This is a genomic window from Streptomyces canus (assembly GCF_041435015.1).
GTDB lineage: Bacteria > Actinomycetota > Actinomycetes > Streptomycetales > Streptomycetaceae > Streptomyces > Streptomyces canus_G.
Genome location: NZ_CP107989.1, coordinates 5,992,832 through 6,011,147 on the forward strand (window position 1 = coordinate 5,992,832; position 18,316 = coordinate 6,011,147).

Consider the following 18,316-nt stretch of genomic DNA (forward strand, 5'->3'; position numbering starts at 1 on the left):
GGTCCAGAGCCACGGCACGTCCGGACCGGTCCAGAGCCACGGCACGTCCGGACCGGTCCAGAGCCACAGCACCGCCTCCTTCCAGGAGATGTGGCGCGAGCTGCTCCCCATCGGCCGGCACCCCGACTCCCACGGCTACCGGCGCTTCGCCTGGACCGGGGCCGACACCGAGTGCCGGGCCTGGTTCAAGGAGCAGGCCGAAGCCCGCGGACTGGCCTACGAGGTCGACCGGAACGGCAACCAGTGGGCCTGGCTGGGGGACCCCGCCCAGGGGGACGCCGTCGTCACCGGGTCGCACCTCGACTCCGTGCCCGACGGGGGCGCCTTCGACGGGCCCCTCGGAGTTGTGTCCTCCTTCGCCGCGCTCGATGAACTGCGGGCGCGGCAGGCCGAGTTCACCAAGCCCCTCGCCATCGTCAACTTCGGGGACGAGGAGGGCGCCCGGTTCGGGCTCGCCTGTGTCGGGTCCCGGCTCACCGCCGGGCAGCTCACCGTCGAGCAGGCGCACCGGCTGACCGACGGGGAGGGGGTCACGCTCCCGCGGGCCATGGAAGCCGCCGGACACGACCCCGACGGCATCGGAGCCGACCCGCGGCGGCTCGCCGGTATCGGCGCCTTCGTCGAGCTGCACGTCGAGCAGGGACGGTCGCTCGACCTCTCCGGCGACCGGGTCGGCATCGCCAGCGCCATCTGGCCGCACGGCCGCTGGCGGTTCGACTTCCGGGGCGAGGCCAACCACGCCGGCACCACCCGCCTCGTGGACCGGCGCGACCCCATGCTGTCGTACGCCGAGACCGTGCTCGCCGCCCGCCGGGAGGCCGAACTCGCCGGTGCCGTCGCCACCTTCGGCAAGATCGCCGTCGAGCCGAACGGCGTCAACGCCATCCCCTCCCTGGTGCGCGGCTGGCTCGACTCCCGCGCCGCCGACCAGGAGAGCCTCGACCAGGTGGTCGGCGGGATCGAGAAGGCCGCCAGGGAGTACGCGCAGGCGCACGGCATCGCCCTCGACGTCGTCCGGGAGTCCTTCACCCCCGTCGTCGAGTTCGACCACGCCCTGCGCGACGAACTCGCCCGCATCCTGGGCACCGGCACCGATCTCAAGGTGCCCGTCCTGGGTACCGGCGCCGGACACGACGCCGGGATCCTCTCCGGGAGCATCCCGACCGCCATGCTGTTCGTGCGCAATCCCACGGGCGTCTCGCACTCCCCGGCGGAATCCGCCACCGAGGACGACTGCGTGGCCGGGGTCCTCGCGCTCGCCGACGTACTGGAAGGGCTGGCCTGCAGGTGACACCGAAGACCTACTGGCTGGAGCACGCCTGGCTCGACACCCACGTCGAGCCCGGCGTGGCCTTGGACGTGGAGGGCGGCCGCGTCGCCGCCGTCCGTACGGACACCGACACCCCGCCCCCCGGCGCCGAGATCCTGCGCGGACTGACGCTCCCGGGCCTGGCGAACACCCACTCGCACGCCTTCCACCGGGCCCTGCGCGGCACCGTCCAGGTCGGCTCCGGAACCTTCTGGACCTGGCGCGAGGTCATGTACTCGGTCGCCGACAGGCTGACCCCGCAGACGTACCACGCGCTCGCCCGAGCCGTGTACGCGGAGATGGCGCTGGCGGGCGTGACGGCGGTCGGTGAGTTCCACTACCTGCACCACGCCCCGGGCGGCTCCCCCTACACCGACCCCAACGCCATGGGCGAGGCCCTGATCGAGGCCGCGGCCGAAGCCGGTATCCGTATCACCCTCCTCGACACCGCCTATCTCTCCTCCGGCTTCGGACAGCCGCCCACCCCCCACCAGCTCCGCTTCTCCGACGGCAGCGCGGACGCCTGGGCCGAACGCTGTTCAGTTCTCAAGGACCGGGATCACGCGAGGATCGGTGCGGCGGTCCACTCCGTACGGGCCGTGCCCGCCGGCCAGTTGGCGACCGTGGCCCGCTGGGCCGAGGAACGCCGGGCCCCGCTCCATGTGCACCTGTCCGAGCAGACCGCCGAGAACGACGCGTGCCGCGAGGCCCACGGGTGCACGCCCACCGAACTGCTGGCCGAGCACGGTGTCCTCGGGCCACGCACCACCGGCGTCCACAACACCCACCTCACCGACGCGGACATCGCCCTGATCGGCGACAGCGGCACCGGCACCTGCATGTGCCCGACGACGGAACGGGACCTGGCCGACGGCATCGGACCCGCGGTCGCCCTGCAGCGCAGGGGCTCACCGCTCTCCCTCGGCTCCGACAGCCACGCCGTCATCGACCTGCTCGAAGAGGCCCGCGCGATGGAGCTCAACGAGCGCCTGCGCACCCGCAGGCGAGGTCACTGGACGGCGGCGGCCCTCCTGCGGGCGGCCTCGGCCGACGGCCACGCGGCCCTCGGTTGGGACGGCGCCGGCACCCTGGAGCCCGGCGCGCTCGCCGACTTCACCACCATCGCCCTCGACTCGGTCAGGACGGCAGGGCCGCTTCCGCGGCTCGGGGCCGAGACGGCCGTATTCGCCGCGTCGGCAGCAGACGTGTCGCACACGGTCGTGGGAGGTCGGCACGTCGTACGGGACGGGGTCCACGCGCTCGTGCCGGATGTGCCGAAAGCCCTCGCGGACGCCGTCGCGGCGCTGCACGGATGACCCCGGGCCGCCCGCCCCCACGGCCGGCCCCCGACCCCGCCCCCACTGCCGACCAGGCCACCGAGGACGCCATGAGCAACGCGACGACCGTCAGTCCCGCCCACTCCGCGAGCAGCGCAAGCACGCTCATCACCAACATCGCCGCCCTGGTCACCAATGACCCCTCTCTCGGATGGGGGTCCCCCCGCTCGAGCAAATTCGAGAGTGGGGGAGGATCTCCCCTCGGACTGATCCAGGACGCGGCCGTCGTCATCGAGGGCGACCGCGTCGTGTGGACCGGTGATCAAAGCAAAGCACCCGCCACTGACAACCGGGTCGACGCGGGCGGGCGGGCGGTCCTGCCCGGCTTCGTCGACTCCCACAGCCACCTCGTCTTCGCGGGCGACCGCACCCAGGAGTTCAACGCCCGCATGTCAGGGCGGGCCTACAGCGCGGGCGGCATCCGGACGACGGTCGCCGCGACCCGCGCGGCCACGGACGCCGAACTGGAGGCGGGCCTCACCCGCTACCTGGCCGAGGCCCTGCGCCAGGGCACGACGACCTTCGAGACCAAGTCCGGTTACGGCCTGACGGTCGAGGACGAGGCGAGGGCCCTGCGCATCGCCGCCGCCCACACCGACGAGGTCACCTATCTCGGTGCCCACATCGTGTCGCCGGACTACGCGGACGACCCGGCGGGCTACGTCTCGCTCGTCACCGGCGAGATGCTCGACGCCTGCGCCCCGTACGCCCGCTGGATCGACGTCTTCTGCGAGAAGGGCGCCTTCGACGGAGACCAGGCCCGCGCGATCCTCACGGCGGGCAGGGCGAAGGGCCTGCACCCCCGCATCCACGCCAACCAGCTCTCCTACGGCCCCGGCGTACAGCTGGCCGTCGAGCTGGACGCGGCCAGCGCCGACCACTGCACCCACCTCACCGCCGAGGACGTGGACGCCCTGGCGAACAGCCGTACGGTCGCCACGCTCCTCCCCGGCGCGGAGTTCTCCACGCGCGCCGAGTGGCCCAACGCCCGGCGCCTCCTGGACGCGGGCGTCACCGTCGCCCTGTCCACGGACTGCAATCCGGGCTCCTCCTTCACCTCCTCGGTGCCCTTCTGCATCGCCCTCGCGGTACGCGACATGCGGATGACCCCGGACGAGGCCGTCTGGTCGGCCACGGCGGGCGGAGCGGCCGCTCTGCGCCGCGAGGACATCGGCCGTCTCACCCCGGGCGCCCAGGCCGACCTGATCCTCCTGGACGCGCCGAGCCACGTACACCTGGCGTACCGGCCGGGGGTGCCGCTGGTCAGCGGGGTGTGGCGGCGCGGCACACGCGTGGCCTGAGCCGGCCGCACGCGCCGGCCGCGACGATCACGTCGAACCCGCCCGCCACCGCTGCTCCGCACCCCCGGTCAGCGGCTCCAGCGAGACACCGTCCCCGCCCCCGGGTGTCATCCCGGTCGCGATGGCGATCGCCGGGCGGATCACCCCGTCGGGGTCGACCGTGAAGCGGAGGTTGTCGCTGTTGTCGCCCTCGACCGAGTCGCAGGACCAGATGCCGAGGCCCTTGTCGACGTCACCGCGGCTGTCGAGGCAGAAGTCGGGGTCGGCGGCGGACTGGAGGACGCCCCGGTCGGAGTCGACGCGCCAGCGCTGGGAGCGGTCCGAGGAGCAGGGGGCGGTGACGACGTCCGTGCCGTTGCCGAAGTCGCCGGCGACGTCCAGGCAGCGGGCCGTGGAGACGTTGACCACCTGGGCGTAGGAGGCGCCCGGCGGGCGGAACGGAGGCGGGCTCGTCCTCCGGGGCGGTGCCGAAGTCCTTGTCGCGGAAGGGGAAGCGGAGGGGGACGGCGGCCTGCTGGTCGAGGAGGGCGAGGGCGAGACCGTCGTCGTCACCGTCACCTGCGGCGGGCCGGGTAGCGCCCCGCCCGCTGAAGCCGAGGCGGAGGCCGAAGCGCCCGCCGGAGAGCCACCTCCCCGTGACACCAGGAACAGCAACAGCGGCGCGAGAGCCACCCCGAGCGCCGCCGAGGCCAGGACGAGCCGGCGCGGGCGTGGCCAGGTGCCGGACGGCGTGCGGGACCCCGTCCGCGGTCGCGCCTCCGGCTCGGCCGTGCTCCGCCCCACGTACGCCGTCCCGCCCCACGGCAGCAGTCCCTCCGCCAGGGCCGACCGCGGAGTATCCCGCAACGCGCACAGTTCCTCGTGGGCCGCCGCGCAGTGCGGGCAGCGGACCATGTGGGCGTGCAGATCGGTGCTGGTGCGGGGACTGTCCGGACGTACCGACTCCTCGATGAGGCGGCGGAAGTCCGCGCAGCGGGAGTCGTCCGAGGCGGCGAGGCGCAGTCTCAGACATGTCCGGGCCAGGGACTGCAGGGCCCCCTCCGTGCCGTAGACCACGTCCTCGCGGGTCAGGCCCAGGTGGCCGGCGGTGCGGGCTTCCGGCTCGGCCTCCACCAGGCCGTACCAGACGAGGCCCTGGGTGCGGGCCGGCAGGGACTCGAAGGCGGTGAGCATGGGCGGCACCGGGCCGCCGGGCCCCGCCGTGTTCAGGAGCAGCAGGACGCTCGGGTCCAGGCCCGCCGCCCGCTGGTCCCCGGCCCACGCCGCCGCCGACCGGGCCGTCAGCAGCAGGAGCCGGTGGCGCCAGGGGACGCCGGGGTCGACCCCGCGGGCCGTCTCCCGGGCGGCGAGGGTGAAGGTCTGCGCGGCCAGCTGCCGCGCGGCGCTCTCACCGGCCGTGCAGAGGCCGGCGTAGGCCAGGACCGAGGGCTGGTGGCGGGCGCGGAGCTCCAGCAGGGCCGCGTACGCCGTGACCGTGTCGGCGCGCAGCAGCTCCGTGAGCCGGGCGTCGGACGCCCCGTCGGGGCGAGTCATGCGCACCCTCCTCCTGACGTACCGGCCAGTCTGTGAGGGACCATAGTGAGGGAAGTGAACCGTTGGGGAAAGGGTTTCTCCGAGTAACCACGAGCCACCCCGAACGCACGGTGCCCGGTGTCCGACCGGACACCGGGCACACGCGCAGGTCAGTAGTGCCGACGCGTCACTCCTCGACGGTCAGCCCCTTGCGCAGCCGTACCAGAGTCCGCGACAGCAGCCGCGAGACATGCATCTGCGAGATGCCGAGCTCGTCGCCGATCTCGGACTGGGTCATGCCCGCGACGAAGCGCAGCGAGAGGATCTGGCGGTCCCGGGAGGGCAGCTCGGCGATCAGCGGCTTCAGGGACTCGACGTACTCGATGCCCTCCAGACCGTGGTCCTCGTAACCGATCCGGTCGGCCAGCGCACCCTCGGAGTCGTCCTCCTCGGGCTGGGCGTCCAGCGAGGAGGCGGTGTACGCGTTGGACGCGGCCATGCCCTCGACGACCTCGTCCTTCGACAGTCCCAGACGCTCGGCGAGCTCGCCCACCGTCGGGGCGCGGTCGAGCTTCTGGGCCAGTTCGTCGCCGGCCTTGGCCAGGTCGAGCCGGAGCTCCTGGAGGCGGCGCGGCACCCGCACCGACCAGGACGTGTCCCGGAAGAACCGCTTGATCTCGCCCACGATGGTTGGCATCGCGAAGGTGGGGAACTCCACACCGCGGCTGAGTTCGAAGCGATCGATCGCCTTGATCAGGCCAATGGTGCCGACCTGGATGATGTCCTCCATCGGCTCACTGCGGGAGCGGAAGCGGGAGGCGGCGAACTTGACCAGGGCGAGGTTCAGTTCGACGAGCGTGTTGCGGACGTACGAATACTCGTGCGTGCCCTCCTCCAGCGACTCCAGCCGCGCGAAGAGGGTCTTGGAGAGGGCGCGCGCGTCCACGGCCCCCACCTCTTCGAAGGGTGGGATCTCCGGGAGCCCGGCGAGCACATCGTCTTCGCTGTCCTGCTCGATGGGATTCAGATGTTCCGGGGGGGATGTCGACGTCGCCTGATGGGTATGCGAGGCGTCGAGCCGGGGTGACATGATGTCCTCCATCGTTCTCGGCATAAGGCTGCCGAAGCCAGTTCGTGCACTGCGGTGTGCGGCGCCTCCAAAGCCGGCCGTGTCGAGTACGTGTCTGTACTAGCCCTACCCGGTTTCCCGACACGACCGCAAGTGTGTTCTGTGTGGTTATGTCCGTTTGTGGGTGATTGTTCGGGTGTCGGAGGGTGTGGAGAAGGCGTAGTGTTCGAGGGCGTCATCAGCAGCCACGATGTCGGGAGAGAGAGACGGCATGGACCGCGGGACGGTCGGCAGCGCACAGTCTGGCCGGCTTCTGGTTGAGGTGCGGCAAGAGGGCTCCAGCGCCGTCGTGACTCCAGCAGGTGAGTTGGATCACCACACGGCCGATTTGTTGCGTGAGCCACTCGAGGACTGCCTCGCCAAGGGGAAGAGCCGGCTTGTCGTCGACTGCACACGGCTGGAGTTCTGTGACTCCACCGGACTGAACGTGCTGCTCGGGGCGCGGCTGAAAGCTGAGGCGGCGGGAGGTGGCGTGCACCTTGCGGGCATGCTGCCGGTCGTGGCACGGGTCTTCGAGATCACGGGGGCCGATGCGGTCTTCACCGTGCACGACACCCTGGACGAGGCCCTGGCCGAGGAATCCGGCGGCTGAGGCGGCGAGACGAGTGGTGGTCCCGGTGCCCTGGCTCGCGCCCCGCTCGTCTCCTCCGGCCGGTCTCCAACGGGTGTCACACCCCTCGTGCCGGACATACGTCCCCAATGGAGGGGTGTTCTACCGGTCCGCTCGGGCAGGAGACATCCGTACTGACTGTTCGGTGAGCGACCATGCAGTGACGTTTTGAATCGTGAACCGGTGAATCGGTGAGGTGAAGCGCTGATGAGCACCACCCGGCCCTACTCGCCGGGCGACCGTGACCCGGAGCCCAGCGTGGAGCCTGGCGGCGAAGCCGAGGTGCCGACGGGACCGCAGGTCCGGCGGCTGAGCTTCGAGGGGGAGAGCGGGGTCGTCCCGCTCGCGCGCGACTTCACCCGGCAGGCGTTGTACGCGTGGGGGTGGCTGCCGGCGGCGTCCGCCGACCGGCGGGCCGTGGCGGAGGACGTGCTGCTCGTCGTCTCCGAGCTGGTGACGAACGCGTGTCTGCATGCGGAGGGCCCGGATCAGTTGCGGATCTCCTGTGACAACAAGGTGATCCGCCTCGAGGTCTCGGACAAGGGCACCGGGCAGCCGGCGCCGCGGACTCCGCACCGGGCCGGACGGCCGGGCGGGCACGGCATGTTCATCGTGCAGCGGCTCTGCCTGGACTGGGGAGTCGTACGGGCCCCCGGGGTGGCCGGCAAGACCGTGTGGGCGGAGCTCGGCGCACCCGCCTAGCACCGTCCCGGCGCTCTCCCCGTGGCGTCCCCACAGTTCCGACACTTACTTTCTCTTCCTTCCTCTGGTGCCCCGGCGTACCTTGACGGCCGATCTGATGTGCCGTCAGGAACGAGTAAGGGGAGCGGAACCGTGTCGTACCCGAAACGAACCGCCGCGCTCGCGTCCGTCGCGGCTCTGGCCGGCTCGGCGGTGCTGATGGCCGCCCCCGCTGCCCTTGCCGAGGTCGTGAACGTCAACTACCAGTGCAAGACACCGATCGGTGACAAGAGCGCCGTCTCACCCATCGACATCAAGGGCGTCAAGAGCGGCAGCGGCTACAAGCTCACCATGTCCTGGCAGAAGGGCGTCTCGTCCAGCCCCGTCGATCTCGGCAAGGGCGCGATGAACCCGAGCGCCACCATCAAGCTGGGCGGCGCCGACAGCGGGACCCTGAGCATGACGGGCCCCGCCAACCAGGCGACCGTCCCCGCCAACACCCCCATCAAGATCAATGACCTGACCGGGACGTACACCCCGAAGAAGTCCGGCAAGGTCACCTTCACGGCGGGCGTGCTCACCATCAAGGCGCTCGGGACGACGACCACCTGCACGCCGACCAACAGCCCCGGCGCCTCGCTGACCCTGGACGTCACCGCCGCCTCGGGCTCCTCCGGCGGCACCCAGAGCGACAGCAACGCGTCCGGCAGCGGTTCCGCCCTCCCGCAGACCGGTCCCGAGGACTCGGCGATCGCCCTCGGCACACTCGGCGGCACGGTACTGCTCGCGGGCGCGGCCGGCGCGCTGTGGCTGACCCGGCGCAACCAGGCGGCCCGCGTGCGCCGCTGAGGCGGCCCGGACCGCCTTCGTACGACAGCTGGAGCCGCCCATGCCGTCCACCGCCCGTGTCCTGCCTCCGCCGATCCCGCCGGCTCGCGTAGCCGACGGGTGGCCCGGCACGCCCCACGGCGTGGTGGCGGGGGGCGGTGGATCTCGCGTACGGCGACGAGGGCGTCGTACGGCCGCATCCGGGCCCGAATCCCCGTGTACGGAGTCCGAGTTGACGGGAGTGACGACGTGAGCCCGAGCGGCAGGGTGCGGTGGGCGGTGCTGGTGGCAGTGCTCGCGCTGTTGCTGGCGCCCCTGGCGGGGACGGCGGCCGCCGCCGACAAGCCGAGCGTGGAGCTGTCCAAGTCCCAGGCCGGGACCGGAAGTTCGATCACCGTGAGCGGCGGCGGATGGCGTGAGCGGGCGCTGCTGATGATCCTGATCTGCGGGCAGGCCGTGCCGTCGCGCGGGGTGCCCGGAGGCACCAACTCCTGTGCCAACGCGGACGGCCGGGCCGTCACCACGGACGCGAAAGGGCGCTTCAGCAGGAAGCTGCCCGTCGCCGAGCCGCCGGTGCCCTGTCCCTGCGTGGTGCACGTGGCCACGGTGACCGGAGCGAAGGCCGAGGCCGACGCGATCTTCCAGGTGGCCGGACACGCCGTGGAGCCGCTGCCCGCCGAGACGGACGGCGGGCGGCTGTCCGTCCTCACCGACACCCGGCTCGACGGCTCGGGCGGACTGCTGACCTGGTTCGGGGCGCCCCCCGCCCGCACCCTCGTCTTCACCGTCGGCAACGTCGGCACCTCCGCCGTCAAGAACCCCGTCTTCCAGGTCGGCACCGCACACGGCGTGTTCGCCCCGCAGTGGGAGGAACAGCAGTGGCGCGGCACGATCCAGCCGGGCAGGAAGGCGCGGCTCGAACTGCCCGTCGAACTGACGGGCGGCGCGCACGGCGCGTACACGGTGTCGCTGAAGTACGGCGGCAAGGTGCTGGCCGAGCAGCCCTGGGACGTGGGCCGGCCCTGGGGCGTGACCCTGTTCTGGATCCTGGTCTGCCTGGTGGTGCCCGCAGCGCTGTTCCGCATCGGCATGGCCGTGGTGGACCGGGTGCGGCCACGGCCCGCCGGAGGCATCCGGCACCGCGGACTGCGGCTGCCCGAACTCGCCCTGCGCCTGCCGGGCTTCAAGCCCTCCACGGCCGCGCACGCGGCCACCCCGACGTCCACCCTGCCGTGGTTCACCCCGGACGCGGATCCGGGCGCGGCCGGTGGCCGGCTCTCCGCACCGCACGACGACAGCCCGACGAGTCCGACGACTCCCACCAGAGAGGGATCCCCGTGAGCATGCGAAGGAGAGCCACCCCGGCCGACGGGCCGAGAAGAGTGGGCGCGGCGGCCGCGGCGCTGGTGCTGGCCGGGGCGGGCGTGGTGCTCGGCCTGGCCGCCGGTCCCGCCCAGGCCGCTGAGGTGTCGTTCGCGACCCGGTGCGTGCTGCGGACTCGACCCCGTCAACGGCACCACCAAGGTCGAGATCACCGCGCCGGCCACCGCGAAGGTCGGCGACGAGATCGACGTGGTGTGGAAGTTCACGCAGGCCGCGTCGAAGAACCCGAACATCATCGACCTGCCCGCCAACTCCGTCCAGCCGACCGGCACGTTGAAGGCCGCGGGCGCGCAGACCGCCGACATCGCGATGACCGGGCCGCGTGAGAACCCCGCGATCCCCAAGGGCGGCGACATGGTGCTGTCCGACATGAAGGGCACGCTGAAGTTGACGGCGGCCGGTGAACTCACCCTGACGCCGGGCCCGTACACGGTGAACGCGATGGGGACGAACACGGTGTGCACGCCGATGGAGACGGTGCCGAAGGGGGCGACGGTCACCGTGGCGGCGGGTGACGGGACGTCGACGCCCACGCCGACCGGGACGCAGTCCCCGTCCCCCGACCCGACCGACAGTGCCACGCCGACCGACAGCGCGACCCCGACGGACACCGCGAGTCCGACCTCCACCGCGTCGGACGACGGCCAGACCGACTTCACCGGCAAGGCGGTCGACATCCCCTACACCTGCCAGTCGCCCCTCGGCGAGAAGAAGGCCACCTCCACGATCCAGATCAACGCCAAGAAGAGCGGCGGCAGTTACGGCCTCACCGTGCAGTTCAAGAACTCCCCGATGGACAGCCCCGCCGACATCCCCGCGGACTCGGTCAAGCCCTCCATGGACGTGGTTCTGGGCGGCGACGACAAGGGCTCGGTCCATGTCGAGGGCCCCACCAACGCCGAGGCCATCAAGTCGGGCGACCCGATAGAGATCCCGGACATGACGGGCACGTACAAGCCGGGTGCGACGGGTGAGTCGACGCTGTCGCCGGGTGTCCTGACGATCGAGGCGCTGGGCACGACCACGACCTGCAAGCCGGACAAGACAGAGGTCTCCCTGACCCTGACCACGAAGGAGCAGGAGGGCGGGGCGTCGGGCGGTTCGTCGTCCTCCGGCGGTTCTTCGTCCGGTACGTCGACGAGCGGCGGACTGGCGGCCACGGGCGCGGACGACCACGCGGCCCTGAAGGCACTGGGCCTGGTGGCGGGAACGGCGGTGCTGCTGGGGGCGGCTGTGTTCACCTTCATGCCTGGAAGGCGGATGAGGTAACGCCCTTCAGGGGCGCGGGGAACCGCGCACAGCACGTGAACCGACGGGGCCGTCGGAACCCACCTGGATTCCAACGGCCCCGTCGCTTCAGGCCGGCCCTAACGAACGTCCCCCATGAGGGACTTCACCTTCCGCCGGTACATCCACACGGCGAACCCGGCGAGCGCCGCGAGCGCCGCCTCGCCGAACACCGCGGGCGTCCCGCTGAGGTCGACCCCGGCGATCGCCGGGTTGGACAGCAGGCCGGTGATCGAGTCGCCCGCGGTGACCGCGAGGAACCAGACACCCATCATCTGCGAGGCGTACTTCGCGGGAGCCATCTTCGTCGTCACCGACAGGCCGACCGGCGAGAGGCACAGCTCACCCACGGTCTGGATGAAGTAGATGCCCACGAGCCACATCGGGCTGACCGCGGTGCCGTTCGCCGCCATGGCGATCGGGACCAGGAAGAAGAAGAACGAGACACCGACCAGGACCAGGCCCATCGCGAACTTCACGATGGTGCCGGGCTCCTTGCCCTTGCGGTTCAGCCACACCCACAGCCAGGCGAAGACCGGGGCCAGCGCCATGATGAACAGCGGGTTCAGCGACTGGTACCAGGAGGTCGGGAAGTCGAAGCCGAGCAGTGAACCGGCCGTCTTCTGGTCGTTCGAGCCGAAAGCCTGGACCGTGGACGCGCCCTGGTCGTAGATCATCCAGAACACGGCGGCCGCGACGAAGAACCAGATGTAGCCGGACATCTTCGACTGCTCGGCGGTCGTCAGTTCTTTGTCCCGCTTGATGCGCAGCAGCACACCCGCCGGGACGACCAGACCGATGACGGTGAGCGGGATCATCGCCCAGTTCAGCGTGAAGTGGCCGGTGAAGCCGACGACGCCGTAGAAGACGGTCGCGGCGATCACCCAGAACAGGCCCTTGCGCAGCCAGGCCGCGCGCTCCTCGGCCGCCAGGGGCTTGGGCACCAGGTTGCTCTGCGGGCTCAGGTTGCGGGTGCCGAGCAGGAACGCGGCCAGACCGATCGCCATGCCGACCGCGGCCATGCCGAAGCCGAGGTGCCAGCTGACCTCCTGGCCGACGGTGCCGATGGCCAGCGGGGCGAAGAAGGCGCCCGCGTTGATGCCCATGTAGAAGATCGTGAAGCCGCCGTCGCGGCGCGGGTCGTCCGGGCCGTCGTACAGGTGGCCCACCATCGTGGAGATGTTGGCCTTGAGCAGACCGGAACCGGCCGCGACGAGCGCGAGCCCGGCGAAGAAGGGTGCCTGGCCGCCGGGCAGCGCCAGCACCAGGTGGCCGCACATGATCGTGACGGCCGCGATGGCCACGGTCTTGCGCGGGCCCCAGACGCGGTCGCCGAGCCAGCCGCCGGGCATGGCGAGCAGATAGACCATCGCCGAGTAGACGGAGACGATCACGGTGGTGGTCGCCAGGTCCATCGCGAGGCCGCCGCCCATGCTGCCCTTGCCGGCGTCGGGGCCGCCGGAGAGCAGGTAGACGGTGAGCAGGGCCTTCATGCCGTAGTAGGAGAACCTCTCCCACATCTCGGTCATGAAGAGTGTGGCCAGTCCGCGGGGGTGGCCGAAGAAGGTCTTGTCGGAACCGGGGGTGCCCGGAGTCACCGAGTCCTTCGTCAGGCTGGACGCCATGGTCGTTCCTTGCTGGTGGGGATTACCGCACACAAAAGAGACCTTCAGCGACAGATGCGCCAAAGGTCCCCACGTTGCGACAGGCATTGATTCACCATACGGCAGGATACGGCCGGAAATGGAAGGACTTGAGACGTGAATCACAGGTGGTCAAGGAACCGTACACCCTGTTTCTAAGGTCCTTACGGGATTGGCACCCCACACTCACAGGTTCACCCCAGATCCACAAAAGGTAAGAACCACTGGGTCGCGATCACACCACAGCATCTTTCAAGAGCGGTCTACCATCAGCTCATGACCCGTGTACTGCTCGCCGAGGACGATGCGTCCATTTCGGAGCCGCTGGCCCGCGCCCTGCGCCGGGAAGGGTACGAGGTCGAGGTGCGTGAGGACGGCCCCACCGCACTCGACGCCGGAATGCAGGGCGGCATCGACCTGGTCGTCCTCGACCTGGGTCTGCCCGGCATGGACGGCCTCGAGGTGGCCCGCCGGCTGCGCGCCGAAGGCCACGCCGTACCGATCCTCATCCTGACCGCACGTGCCGACGAGGTGGACACCGTCGTCGGTCTCGACGCGGGCGCCGACGACTACGTGACCAAGCCCTTCCGGCTCGCCGAGCTGCTCGCCCGGGTCCGGGCCCTGCTGCGACGCGGGGCGTCCGAGCCGGCCCAGCCGCCGGCCACCCACGGGGTGCGCATCGACGTCGAGTCGCACCGGGCGTGGATGGGCGACGAGGAACTCCAGCTCACCGCCAAGGAGTTCGACCTGCTGCGGGTGCTGGTGCGGGACGCGGGGCGGGTGGTGACCCGGGACCAGCTGATGCGCGAGGTCTGGGACACCACGTGGTGGTCGTCGACCAAGACGCTCGACATGCACATCTCGTGGCTCCGCAAGAAGCTCGGCGACGACGCGGCCAACCCGCGGTACATCGCGACGGTACGAGGAGTGGGCTTCCGCTTCGAGAAGAGCTGAATCCCCGGGTATCGGCTAGGTAAGAGGACATGCGCCGTCGACTGATCCAGTCCACGCTCGCCGTAGTGCTCGTGGTGATCGCCGTCTTCGGCGTCTCCCTCGTCATCGTCGAGACCCGCACCATCAGCAACAGCGCCCAGGAGCGGGTCGATTCCGAGGCGATCCGGCTGGCCGGGATCGTGGACAGCCGGCTGTTCGCCGCGGAGGACGTGAGCGCGGAGATCCTGCGTGACCAGGTCGCGCAGGAGCGGTACGCCGTGATCCGCATCCCCGGAGAGGATCCGATCGAGGTCGGTTCCCGGCCGGTCGGCCAGGTCATCAGCTCCACGGAGAAGGGCGAGGAGGGCGAGACGGTCACCGTCCAGGAGCCGCGCTCCTCGGTGACCCGGGAGGTCGGCCGCACGCTGCTGATCATCGGCCTCGTGGCACTGCTCGCGGTGATCGCCGCGGTACTGCTCGCGATCCGCCAGGCCAACAAACTGGCCTCACCGCTGACCGACCTCGCCGAGACCGCGGAACGGCTCGGCTCGGGCGACCCCCGGCCCCGGCACAAGCGGTACGGCGTCCCCGAGCTGGACCGGGTCGCCGATGTGCTGGACTCCTCCGCCGAGCGCATCGCGCGCATGCTGACGGCGGAGCGGCGCCTGGCCGCCGACGCCTCCCACCAGCTCCGTACGCCGCTGACCGCGCTCTCGATGCGGCTCGAGGAGATCACCCTCACCGACGACCCGGACACGGTGAAGGAGGAGGCGAACGTCGCGCTGACCCAGGTGGAGCGGCTGACGGACGTGGTCGAGCGGCTGCTGACCAACTCCCGCGACCCCCGAGCCGGCAACGCCGTCACCTTCGACCTCGACGAGGTCATCCAACAGCAGCTAGCGGAGTGGCGGCCGGCGTACCGCAGCGCGGGCCGGGCGATCGTCAGCTCGGGCAAACGGCACCTCACCGCCGTCGGTACGCCCGGCGCGGTGGCCCAGGTCCTGGCCGCGCTGATCGAGAACTCCCTCATGCACGGCGGCGGCACGGTCGCGCTGCGCACCCGCGTCACCGGCAACCAGGCCGTCATCGAGGTCACCGACGAGGGCCCCGGCGTCCCCGCCGACCTCGGCGCGCGGATCTTCGAGCGCACCATCAGCGGCCGCAACTCCACGGGCATCGGCCTCGCGGTCGCCCGGGACCTGGCGGAGGCCGACGGTGGCCGCCTGGAAATGCTTCAGGCCCAGCCTCCGGTCTTCGGCCTGTTCCTCTCGCGCACCCCGCTCAAGTCGACGGTGCTGGACGACGACGAGCCGATGGTGCGGTGAGCTGCGCGGGCTGAGCGGGGGGCGGTGGGTCAGGGGCATGCGTCGGGGGATCCGCTGCTCGGGGCGACGGCGAGTCGTTGGTGCGGTGAGCTACGCGGGCTGAGGGGCCTGTCAGAGCACCCGCTGCTTGGGCCGGGGCGGCTTTTTGACCGCCGCCTGCTCCGCCTCCTCCAGGAAGGACTCCGCGCTCGCCACCGCCTCGCGGGCGGGGAGGGTCTTGAAGACCCAGCTGCGGTAGGACCAGAAGCGGAAGAGGGTGGCGATGCCGATGCCGACGAACTTGAAGATGTTGCTCTGCAGGGGGCTGTCCCAGCCGAAGCCGTAGGTCGCGGCGTACAGGATGCCGTTCTCGATGACGAGGCCGACCACGCTGAACAGCAGGAACAGCGTCAGTTCCTTGGTGCGGCCGCTCTTGTCGCGGTCGCGGTACGTGAAGTACCGGAACCCTATGTAGTTGAAGACGATCGCCACCACCGTGGCGATGACGCTCGCACGGACCACCGGAAGCTCGGTGAGATGCCGTACGAGGTTGAACACGACGAGGTTGACGAGGAGGCCCGCTCCGCCGACCGCACCGAATTTGGCGACCTCGCGAACGATCCTTCGCAGCCCTGAGGAACCATGTCCCATGGTCGTACAGGCCCCCAGTCGATTGGTTTCGTCAACTCAGCCATGCTAACCACCCCTCTGGCCCATTGCCTGTGGATGAGCTCACACACAGGGAAACAAGCTGGTAAGACGGCCGGTAAGAGGCGCTGAATCCGGCCGCCGTGGCGTGACCGATACCCTGGGGTCGTGACGTTCCCCGTAGTCGGCATGGTCGGCGGAGGCCAGCTCGCCCGTATGACACACGAGGCAGGCATCCCGCTCGGCATCAGGTTCAAGGTCCTCAGTGACACCCCTCAGGATTCCGCGGCGCAGGTGGTGAGCGACGTCGTCATCGGCGACTACCGCGACCTCGACACGCTGCGCGACTTCGCGCGCGGGTGCGACGTGATCACCTTCGATCACGAGCACGTACCCACCGAGCACCTCAGGGCCCTGGAGGCGGACGGCATCCCCGTGCGCCCCGGCCCCGACGCGCTCGTGCACGCCCAGGACAAGGGCGTGATGCGCGCGCGGCTCGACGCGATCGGCGTCCCGTGCCCACGGCACCGGATCGTCAGTGATCCCCAGGACGTGGCGGCCTTCGCGGCGGAGGGCGACGGCTTCCCCGTCGTCCTCAAGACCGTCCGCGGTGGCTACGACGGCAAGGGCGTGTGGGTCGTCGACTCCGTCGAGGAGGCCGCGGACCCCTTCCGGGCCGGCGTCCCCGTCCTCGCCGAGGAGAAGGTCGACTACGTCCGCGAGCTCGCCGCCAACGTCGTACGGTCGCCGCACGGCCAGGCCGTCGCCTACCCGGTTGTCGAGTCCCAGCAGGTGAACGGCGTCTGCGACACCGTGATCGCCCCCGCGCCCGACCTCGACGAGGCGCTCGCCCTCAAGGCCGAGCAGCTGGCCCTGTCCATCGCCAAGGAACTGGACGTCGTCGGCCACCTCGCCGTCGAGCTCTTCCAGACCCGCGACGGCCGCGTCCTCGTCAACGAACTGGCGATGCGCCCGCACAACTCCGGGCACTGGACGCAGGACGGTGCGATCACCTCCCAGTTCGCCAACCACGTCCGGGCCGTCCTCGACCTCCCGCTCGGCGACCCGCGCCCCCGCGCGAAGTGGACCGTCATGGTCAACGTCCTCGGCGGCGACTTCCCCGACATGTACTCCGCGTACCTGCACTGCATGGCCCGCGACCCCAAGCTGAAGATCCACATGTACGGCAAGGACGTGAAGCCCGGACGCAAGGTGGGCCACGTCAACACCTACGGCGACGACCTGGACGACGTTCTCGAACGAGCACGTCACGCTGCCGGCTACCTGAGAGGCACGATCACCGATTGACCTGAGGCCTCTCCCCGTCGGGGATGAGGCCTGTCACGGCTCGCGCCACGACGTTTCCTGCTTCATCGCCGACTGCCCGCCCGGAGGAGCTCCGTTGGGGTCTTACACCGGCTCGCGGATGGCGGGCCCGTTTGTCGAAGAACGCCGAGTAGGCACTCTGCAGATGCCGCAACGACTGCTGCAGCGGCACAGAGGAGACCTGTGCCGGAAAGCCGTGCTCTTCGGTCTTCTTCCACACCGTGAGCATCGCCGATGTTTCCACGTAGGAGACCCGGCGGTGTTCCAGCGTCCATGCTCGAGACCGGGCATCGAGCGCCATGTTGTAGACCCTGCGCACGCAGCCGAAGGTGCGCGACAGCTCGGCTGCCTGCTCCGCAGTCGGATAGAAGCGGTACTTGAACGCCCGCTTCACGCACTTGCCCCCCATGGCTCACTCGCTAGGTCCTTCGATGTAAGCCTGTCCGACGTTCGGGGAATCCTGCTGTGCGGAAACCCAGAGGAACTGCTCCCGCACATGAGCGGAGCACCCGTCCAAACCAATCGGCTGAGGCCGAGAAGGTACGCAAGGAGATGGAAATGAGCCCCGTTGTTGGCATCGTCATGGGTTCGGACAGCGACTGGCCCGTCATGGAGGCCGCCGCCCAGGCACTCGACGAGTTCGAGATCGCGTACGAGGTCGACGTCGTCTCCGCGCACCGCATGCCGCGCGAGATGATCACCTACGGCGAGCAGGCGGCCGAGCGGGGCCTGAAGGTGATCATCGCGGGCGCGGGCGGTGCCGCTCACCTTCCCGGCATGCTCGCCTCCGTGACCCCCCTTCCGGTGATCGGCGTGCCGGTCCCGCTGAAGTACCTCGACGGCATGGACAGCCTCCTGTCCATCGTGCAGATGCCGGCCGGTGTCCCCGTCGCGACCGTCTCCGTCGCCGGTGCCCGCAACGCCGGTCTGCTCGCGGCCCGCATCCTCGCCGCCCACGACGAGGAACTCCTCGGCCGCATGCGGGAGTTCCAGCAGGACCTCAACGACCAGGCCACCGAGAAGGGCAAGCGCCTGCGCGCCAAGGTCGAGGGCTCCAACGGCTTCGGCTTCGGCAAGTGACGGCC

15 protein-coding genes and 2 pseudogenes are annotated in these 18,316 nt (G+C 70.5%); 12 read left to right on the forward strand and 5 right to left on the reverse strand.

The window, feature by feature from the left end; all coding sequences use genetic code 11:
• Window positions 1-88 precede the first annotated feature (88 nt).
• The 3 genes from OG841_RS27480 to hutI are packed head-to-tail and all read left to right on the forward strand — an operon-like array spanning window position 89 to window position 3,947.
• Window positions 89-1,291: an allantoate amidohydrolase gene (locus OG841_RS27480; RefSeq protein WP_328643559.1), complete on the forward strand. Its 1,203-nt coding sequence runs from the start codon at window positions 89-91 to the stop codon at window positions 1,289-1,291.
• Window positions 1,288-2,625, forward strand: coding sequence for a formimidoylglutamate deiminase (locus OG841_RS27485; RefSeq protein WP_328639055.1), 1,338 nt, complete (start codon window positions 1,288-1,290; stop codon window positions 2,623-2,625). Before OG841_RS27480 ends, OG841_RS27485 begins: the two co-directional genes overlap by 4 nt.
• Window positions 2,622-3,947: an imidazolonepropionase gene (gene hutI, locus OG841_RS27490; protein WP_328639054.1), complete on the forward strand. Its 1,326-nt coding sequence runs from the start codon at window positions 2,622-2,624 to the stop codon at window positions 3,945-3,947. Before OG841_RS27485 ends, hutI begins: the two co-directional genes overlap by 4 nt.
• A 27-nt stretch (window positions 3,948-3,974) precedes the next feature.
• On the opposite strand, the gene OG841_RS27495 is transcribed toward hutI, so the two are convergent.
• On the reverse strand, window positions 3,975-5,480 hold the full coding sequence (locus OG841_RS27495) for an RICIN domain-containing protein (protein WP_365118606.1): 1,506 nt from the start codon (window positions 5,478-5,480) through the stop codon (window positions 3,975-3,977).
• 166 nt (window positions 5,481-5,646) lie between these two features.
• Complete coding sequence (locus OG841_RS27500) at window positions 5,647-6,561, reverse strand: RNA polymerase sigma factor SigF (protein ID WP_328639052.1); 915 nt, start codon at window positions 6,559-6,561, stop codon at window positions 5,647-5,649.
• Between the two features lie 238 nt (window positions 6,562-6,799).
• Between OG841_RS27500 and OG841_RS27505 the strand changes: the two genes are divergently transcribed.
• From OG841_RS27505 to OG841_RS27525, 5 genes and pseudogenes are all read left to right on the forward strand, one after another.
• Complete coding sequence (locus OG841_RS27505) at window positions 6,800-7,180, forward strand: STAS domain-containing protein (RefSeq protein WP_069764043.1); 381 nt, start codon at window positions 6,800-6,802, stop codon at window positions 7,178-7,180.
• Between the two features lie 225 nt (window positions 7,181-7,405).
• Window positions 7,406-7,900 carry an ATP-binding protein gene (locus OG841_RS27510; protein WP_328639051.1) on the forward strand — a complete coding sequence of 165 codons (495 nt, stop codon included), beginning with the start codon at window positions 7,406-7,408 and terminating at the stop codon, window positions 7,898-7,900.
• A gap of 132 nt (window positions 7,901-8,032) precedes the next feature.
• Window positions 8,033-8,728, forward strand: a complete 696-nt coding sequence (locus OG841_RS27515) for an LPXTG cell wall anchor domain-containing protein (RefSeq protein ID WP_328639050.1) — start codon at window positions 8,033-8,035, stop codon at window positions 8,726-8,728.
• Between the two features lie 228 nt (window positions 8,729-8,956).
• On the forward strand, window positions 8,957-10,048 hold the full coding sequence (locus OG841_RS27520; protein ID WP_328639049.1) for a hypothetical protein: 1,092 nt from the start codon (window positions 8,957-8,959) through the stop codon (window positions 10,046-10,048).
• Between the two features lie 65 nt (window positions 10,049-10,113).
• Window positions 10,114-11,359 (forward strand): annotated as a pseudogene (locus OG841_RS27525) (hypothetical protein).
• Between the two features lie 98 nt (window positions 11,360-11,457).
• Here OG841_RS27525 and OG841_RS27530 read toward each other — a convergent pair.
• Window positions 11,458-13,002 carry a peptide MFS transporter gene (locus tag OG841_RS27530; protein WP_328639047.1) on the reverse strand — a complete coding sequence of 515 codons (1,545 nt, stop codon included), beginning with the start codon at window positions 13,000-13,002 and terminating at the stop codon, window positions 11,458-11,460.
• Between the two features lie 294 nt (window positions 13,003-13,296).
• Between OG841_RS27530 and OG841_RS27535 the strand changes: the two genes are divergently transcribed.
• Window positions 13,297-13,974, forward strand: a complete 678-nt coding sequence (locus OG841_RS27535; protein WP_057611579.1) for a response regulator transcription factor — start codon at window positions 13,297-13,299, stop codon at window positions 13,972-13,974.
• Between the two features lie 29 nt (window positions 13,975-14,003).
• Window positions 14,004-15,278, forward strand: a complete 1,275-nt coding sequence (locus OG841_RS27540) for an ATP-binding protein (RefSeq protein ID WP_266563843.1) — start codon at window positions 14,004-14,006, stop codon at window positions 15,276-15,278.
• A gap of 111 nt (window positions 15,279-15,389) precedes the next feature.
• On the opposite strand, the gene OG841_RS27545 is transcribed toward OG841_RS27540, so the two are convergent.
• Complete coding sequence (locus OG841_RS27545; protein ID WP_328639046.1) at window positions 15,390-15,908, reverse strand: GtrA family protein; 519 nt, start codon at window positions 15,906-15,908, stop codon at window positions 15,390-15,392.
• Window positions 15,909-16,073: 165 nt separating this feature from the next.
• On the opposite strand from OG841_RS27545, the gene OG841_RS27550 reads away from it, so the two are divergent.
• Window positions 16,074-17,213: a 5-(carboxyamino)imidazole ribonucleotide synthase gene (locus tag OG841_RS27550; protein ID WP_328639045.1), complete on the forward strand. Its 1,140-nt coding sequence runs from the start codon at window positions 16,074-16,076 to the stop codon at window positions 17,211-17,213.
• A gap of 82 nt (window positions 17,214-17,295) precedes the next feature.
• Here the strand turns inward: OG841_RS27550 and OG841_RS27555 are convergent.
• Window positions 17,296-17,640, reverse strand: a pseudogene (locus tag OG841_RS27555) (helix-turn-helix domain-containing protein); the annotation flags it as partial.
• 149 nt (window positions 17,641-17,789) lie between these two features.
• On the opposite strand from OG841_RS27555, the gene purE reads away from it, so the two are divergent.
• Window positions 17,790-18,311, forward strand: coding sequence for a 5-(carboxyamino)imidazole ribonucleotide mutase (gene purE / locus OG841_RS27560; RefSeq protein ID WP_266563849.1), 522 nt, complete (start codon window positions 17,790-17,792; stop codon window positions 18,309-18,311).
• The last annotated feature ends 5 nt before the right edge of the window (window positions 18,312-18,316 follow it).

What these genes read in the sequence shown, in the direction of transcription:
- OG841_RS27480 (WP_328643559.1), top strand. Translation starts at nt 89, where the DNA reads ATGTGGCGCGAGCTGCTCCCCATCGGCCGGCACCCCGACTCCCACGGC.
- hutI (WP_328639054.1), top strand. Translation starts at nt 2,622, where the DNA reads ATGACCCCGGGCCGCCCGCCCCCACGGCCGGCCCCCGACCCCGCCCCC.
- OG841_RS27495 (WP_365118606.1), bottom strand. Translation starts at nt 5,480, where the DNA reads ATGACTCGCCCCGACGGGGCGTCCGACGCCCGGCTCACGGAGCTGCTG.
- OG841_RS27500 (WP_328639052.1), bottom strand. Translation starts at nt 6,561, where the DNA reads ATGGAGGACATCATGTCACCCCGGCTCGACGCCTCGCATACCCATCAG.
- OG841_RS27505 (WP_069764043.1), top strand. Translation starts at nt 6,800, where the DNA reads ATGGACCGCGGGACGGTCGGCAGCGCACAGTCTGGCCGGCTTCTGGTT.
- OG841_RS27510 (WP_328639051.1), top strand. Translation starts at nt 7,406, where the DNA reads ATGAGCACCACCCGGCCCTACTCGCCGGGCGACCGTGACCCGGAGCCC.
- OG841_RS27530 (WP_328639047.1), bottom strand. Translation starts at nt 13,002, where the DNA reads ATGGCGTCCAGCCTGACGAAGGACTCGGTGACTCCGGGCACCCCCGGT.
- OG841_RS27535 (WP_057611579.1), top strand. Translation starts at nt 13,297, where the DNA reads ATGACCCGTGTACTGCTCGCCGAGGACGATGCGTCCATTTCGGAGCCG.
- OG841_RS27540 (WP_266563843.1), top strand. Translation starts at nt 14,004, where the DNA reads ATGCGCCGTCGACTGATCCAGTCCACGCTCGCCGTAGTGCTCGTGGTG.
- OG841_RS27545 (WP_328639046.1), bottom strand. Translation starts at nt 15,908, where the DNA reads ATGGGACATGGTTCCTCAGGGCTGCGAAGGATCGTTCGCGAGGTCGCC.
- purE (WP_266563849.1), top strand. Translation starts at nt 17,790, where the DNA reads ATGAGCCCCGTTGTTGGCATCGTCATGGGTTCGGACAGCGACTGGCCC.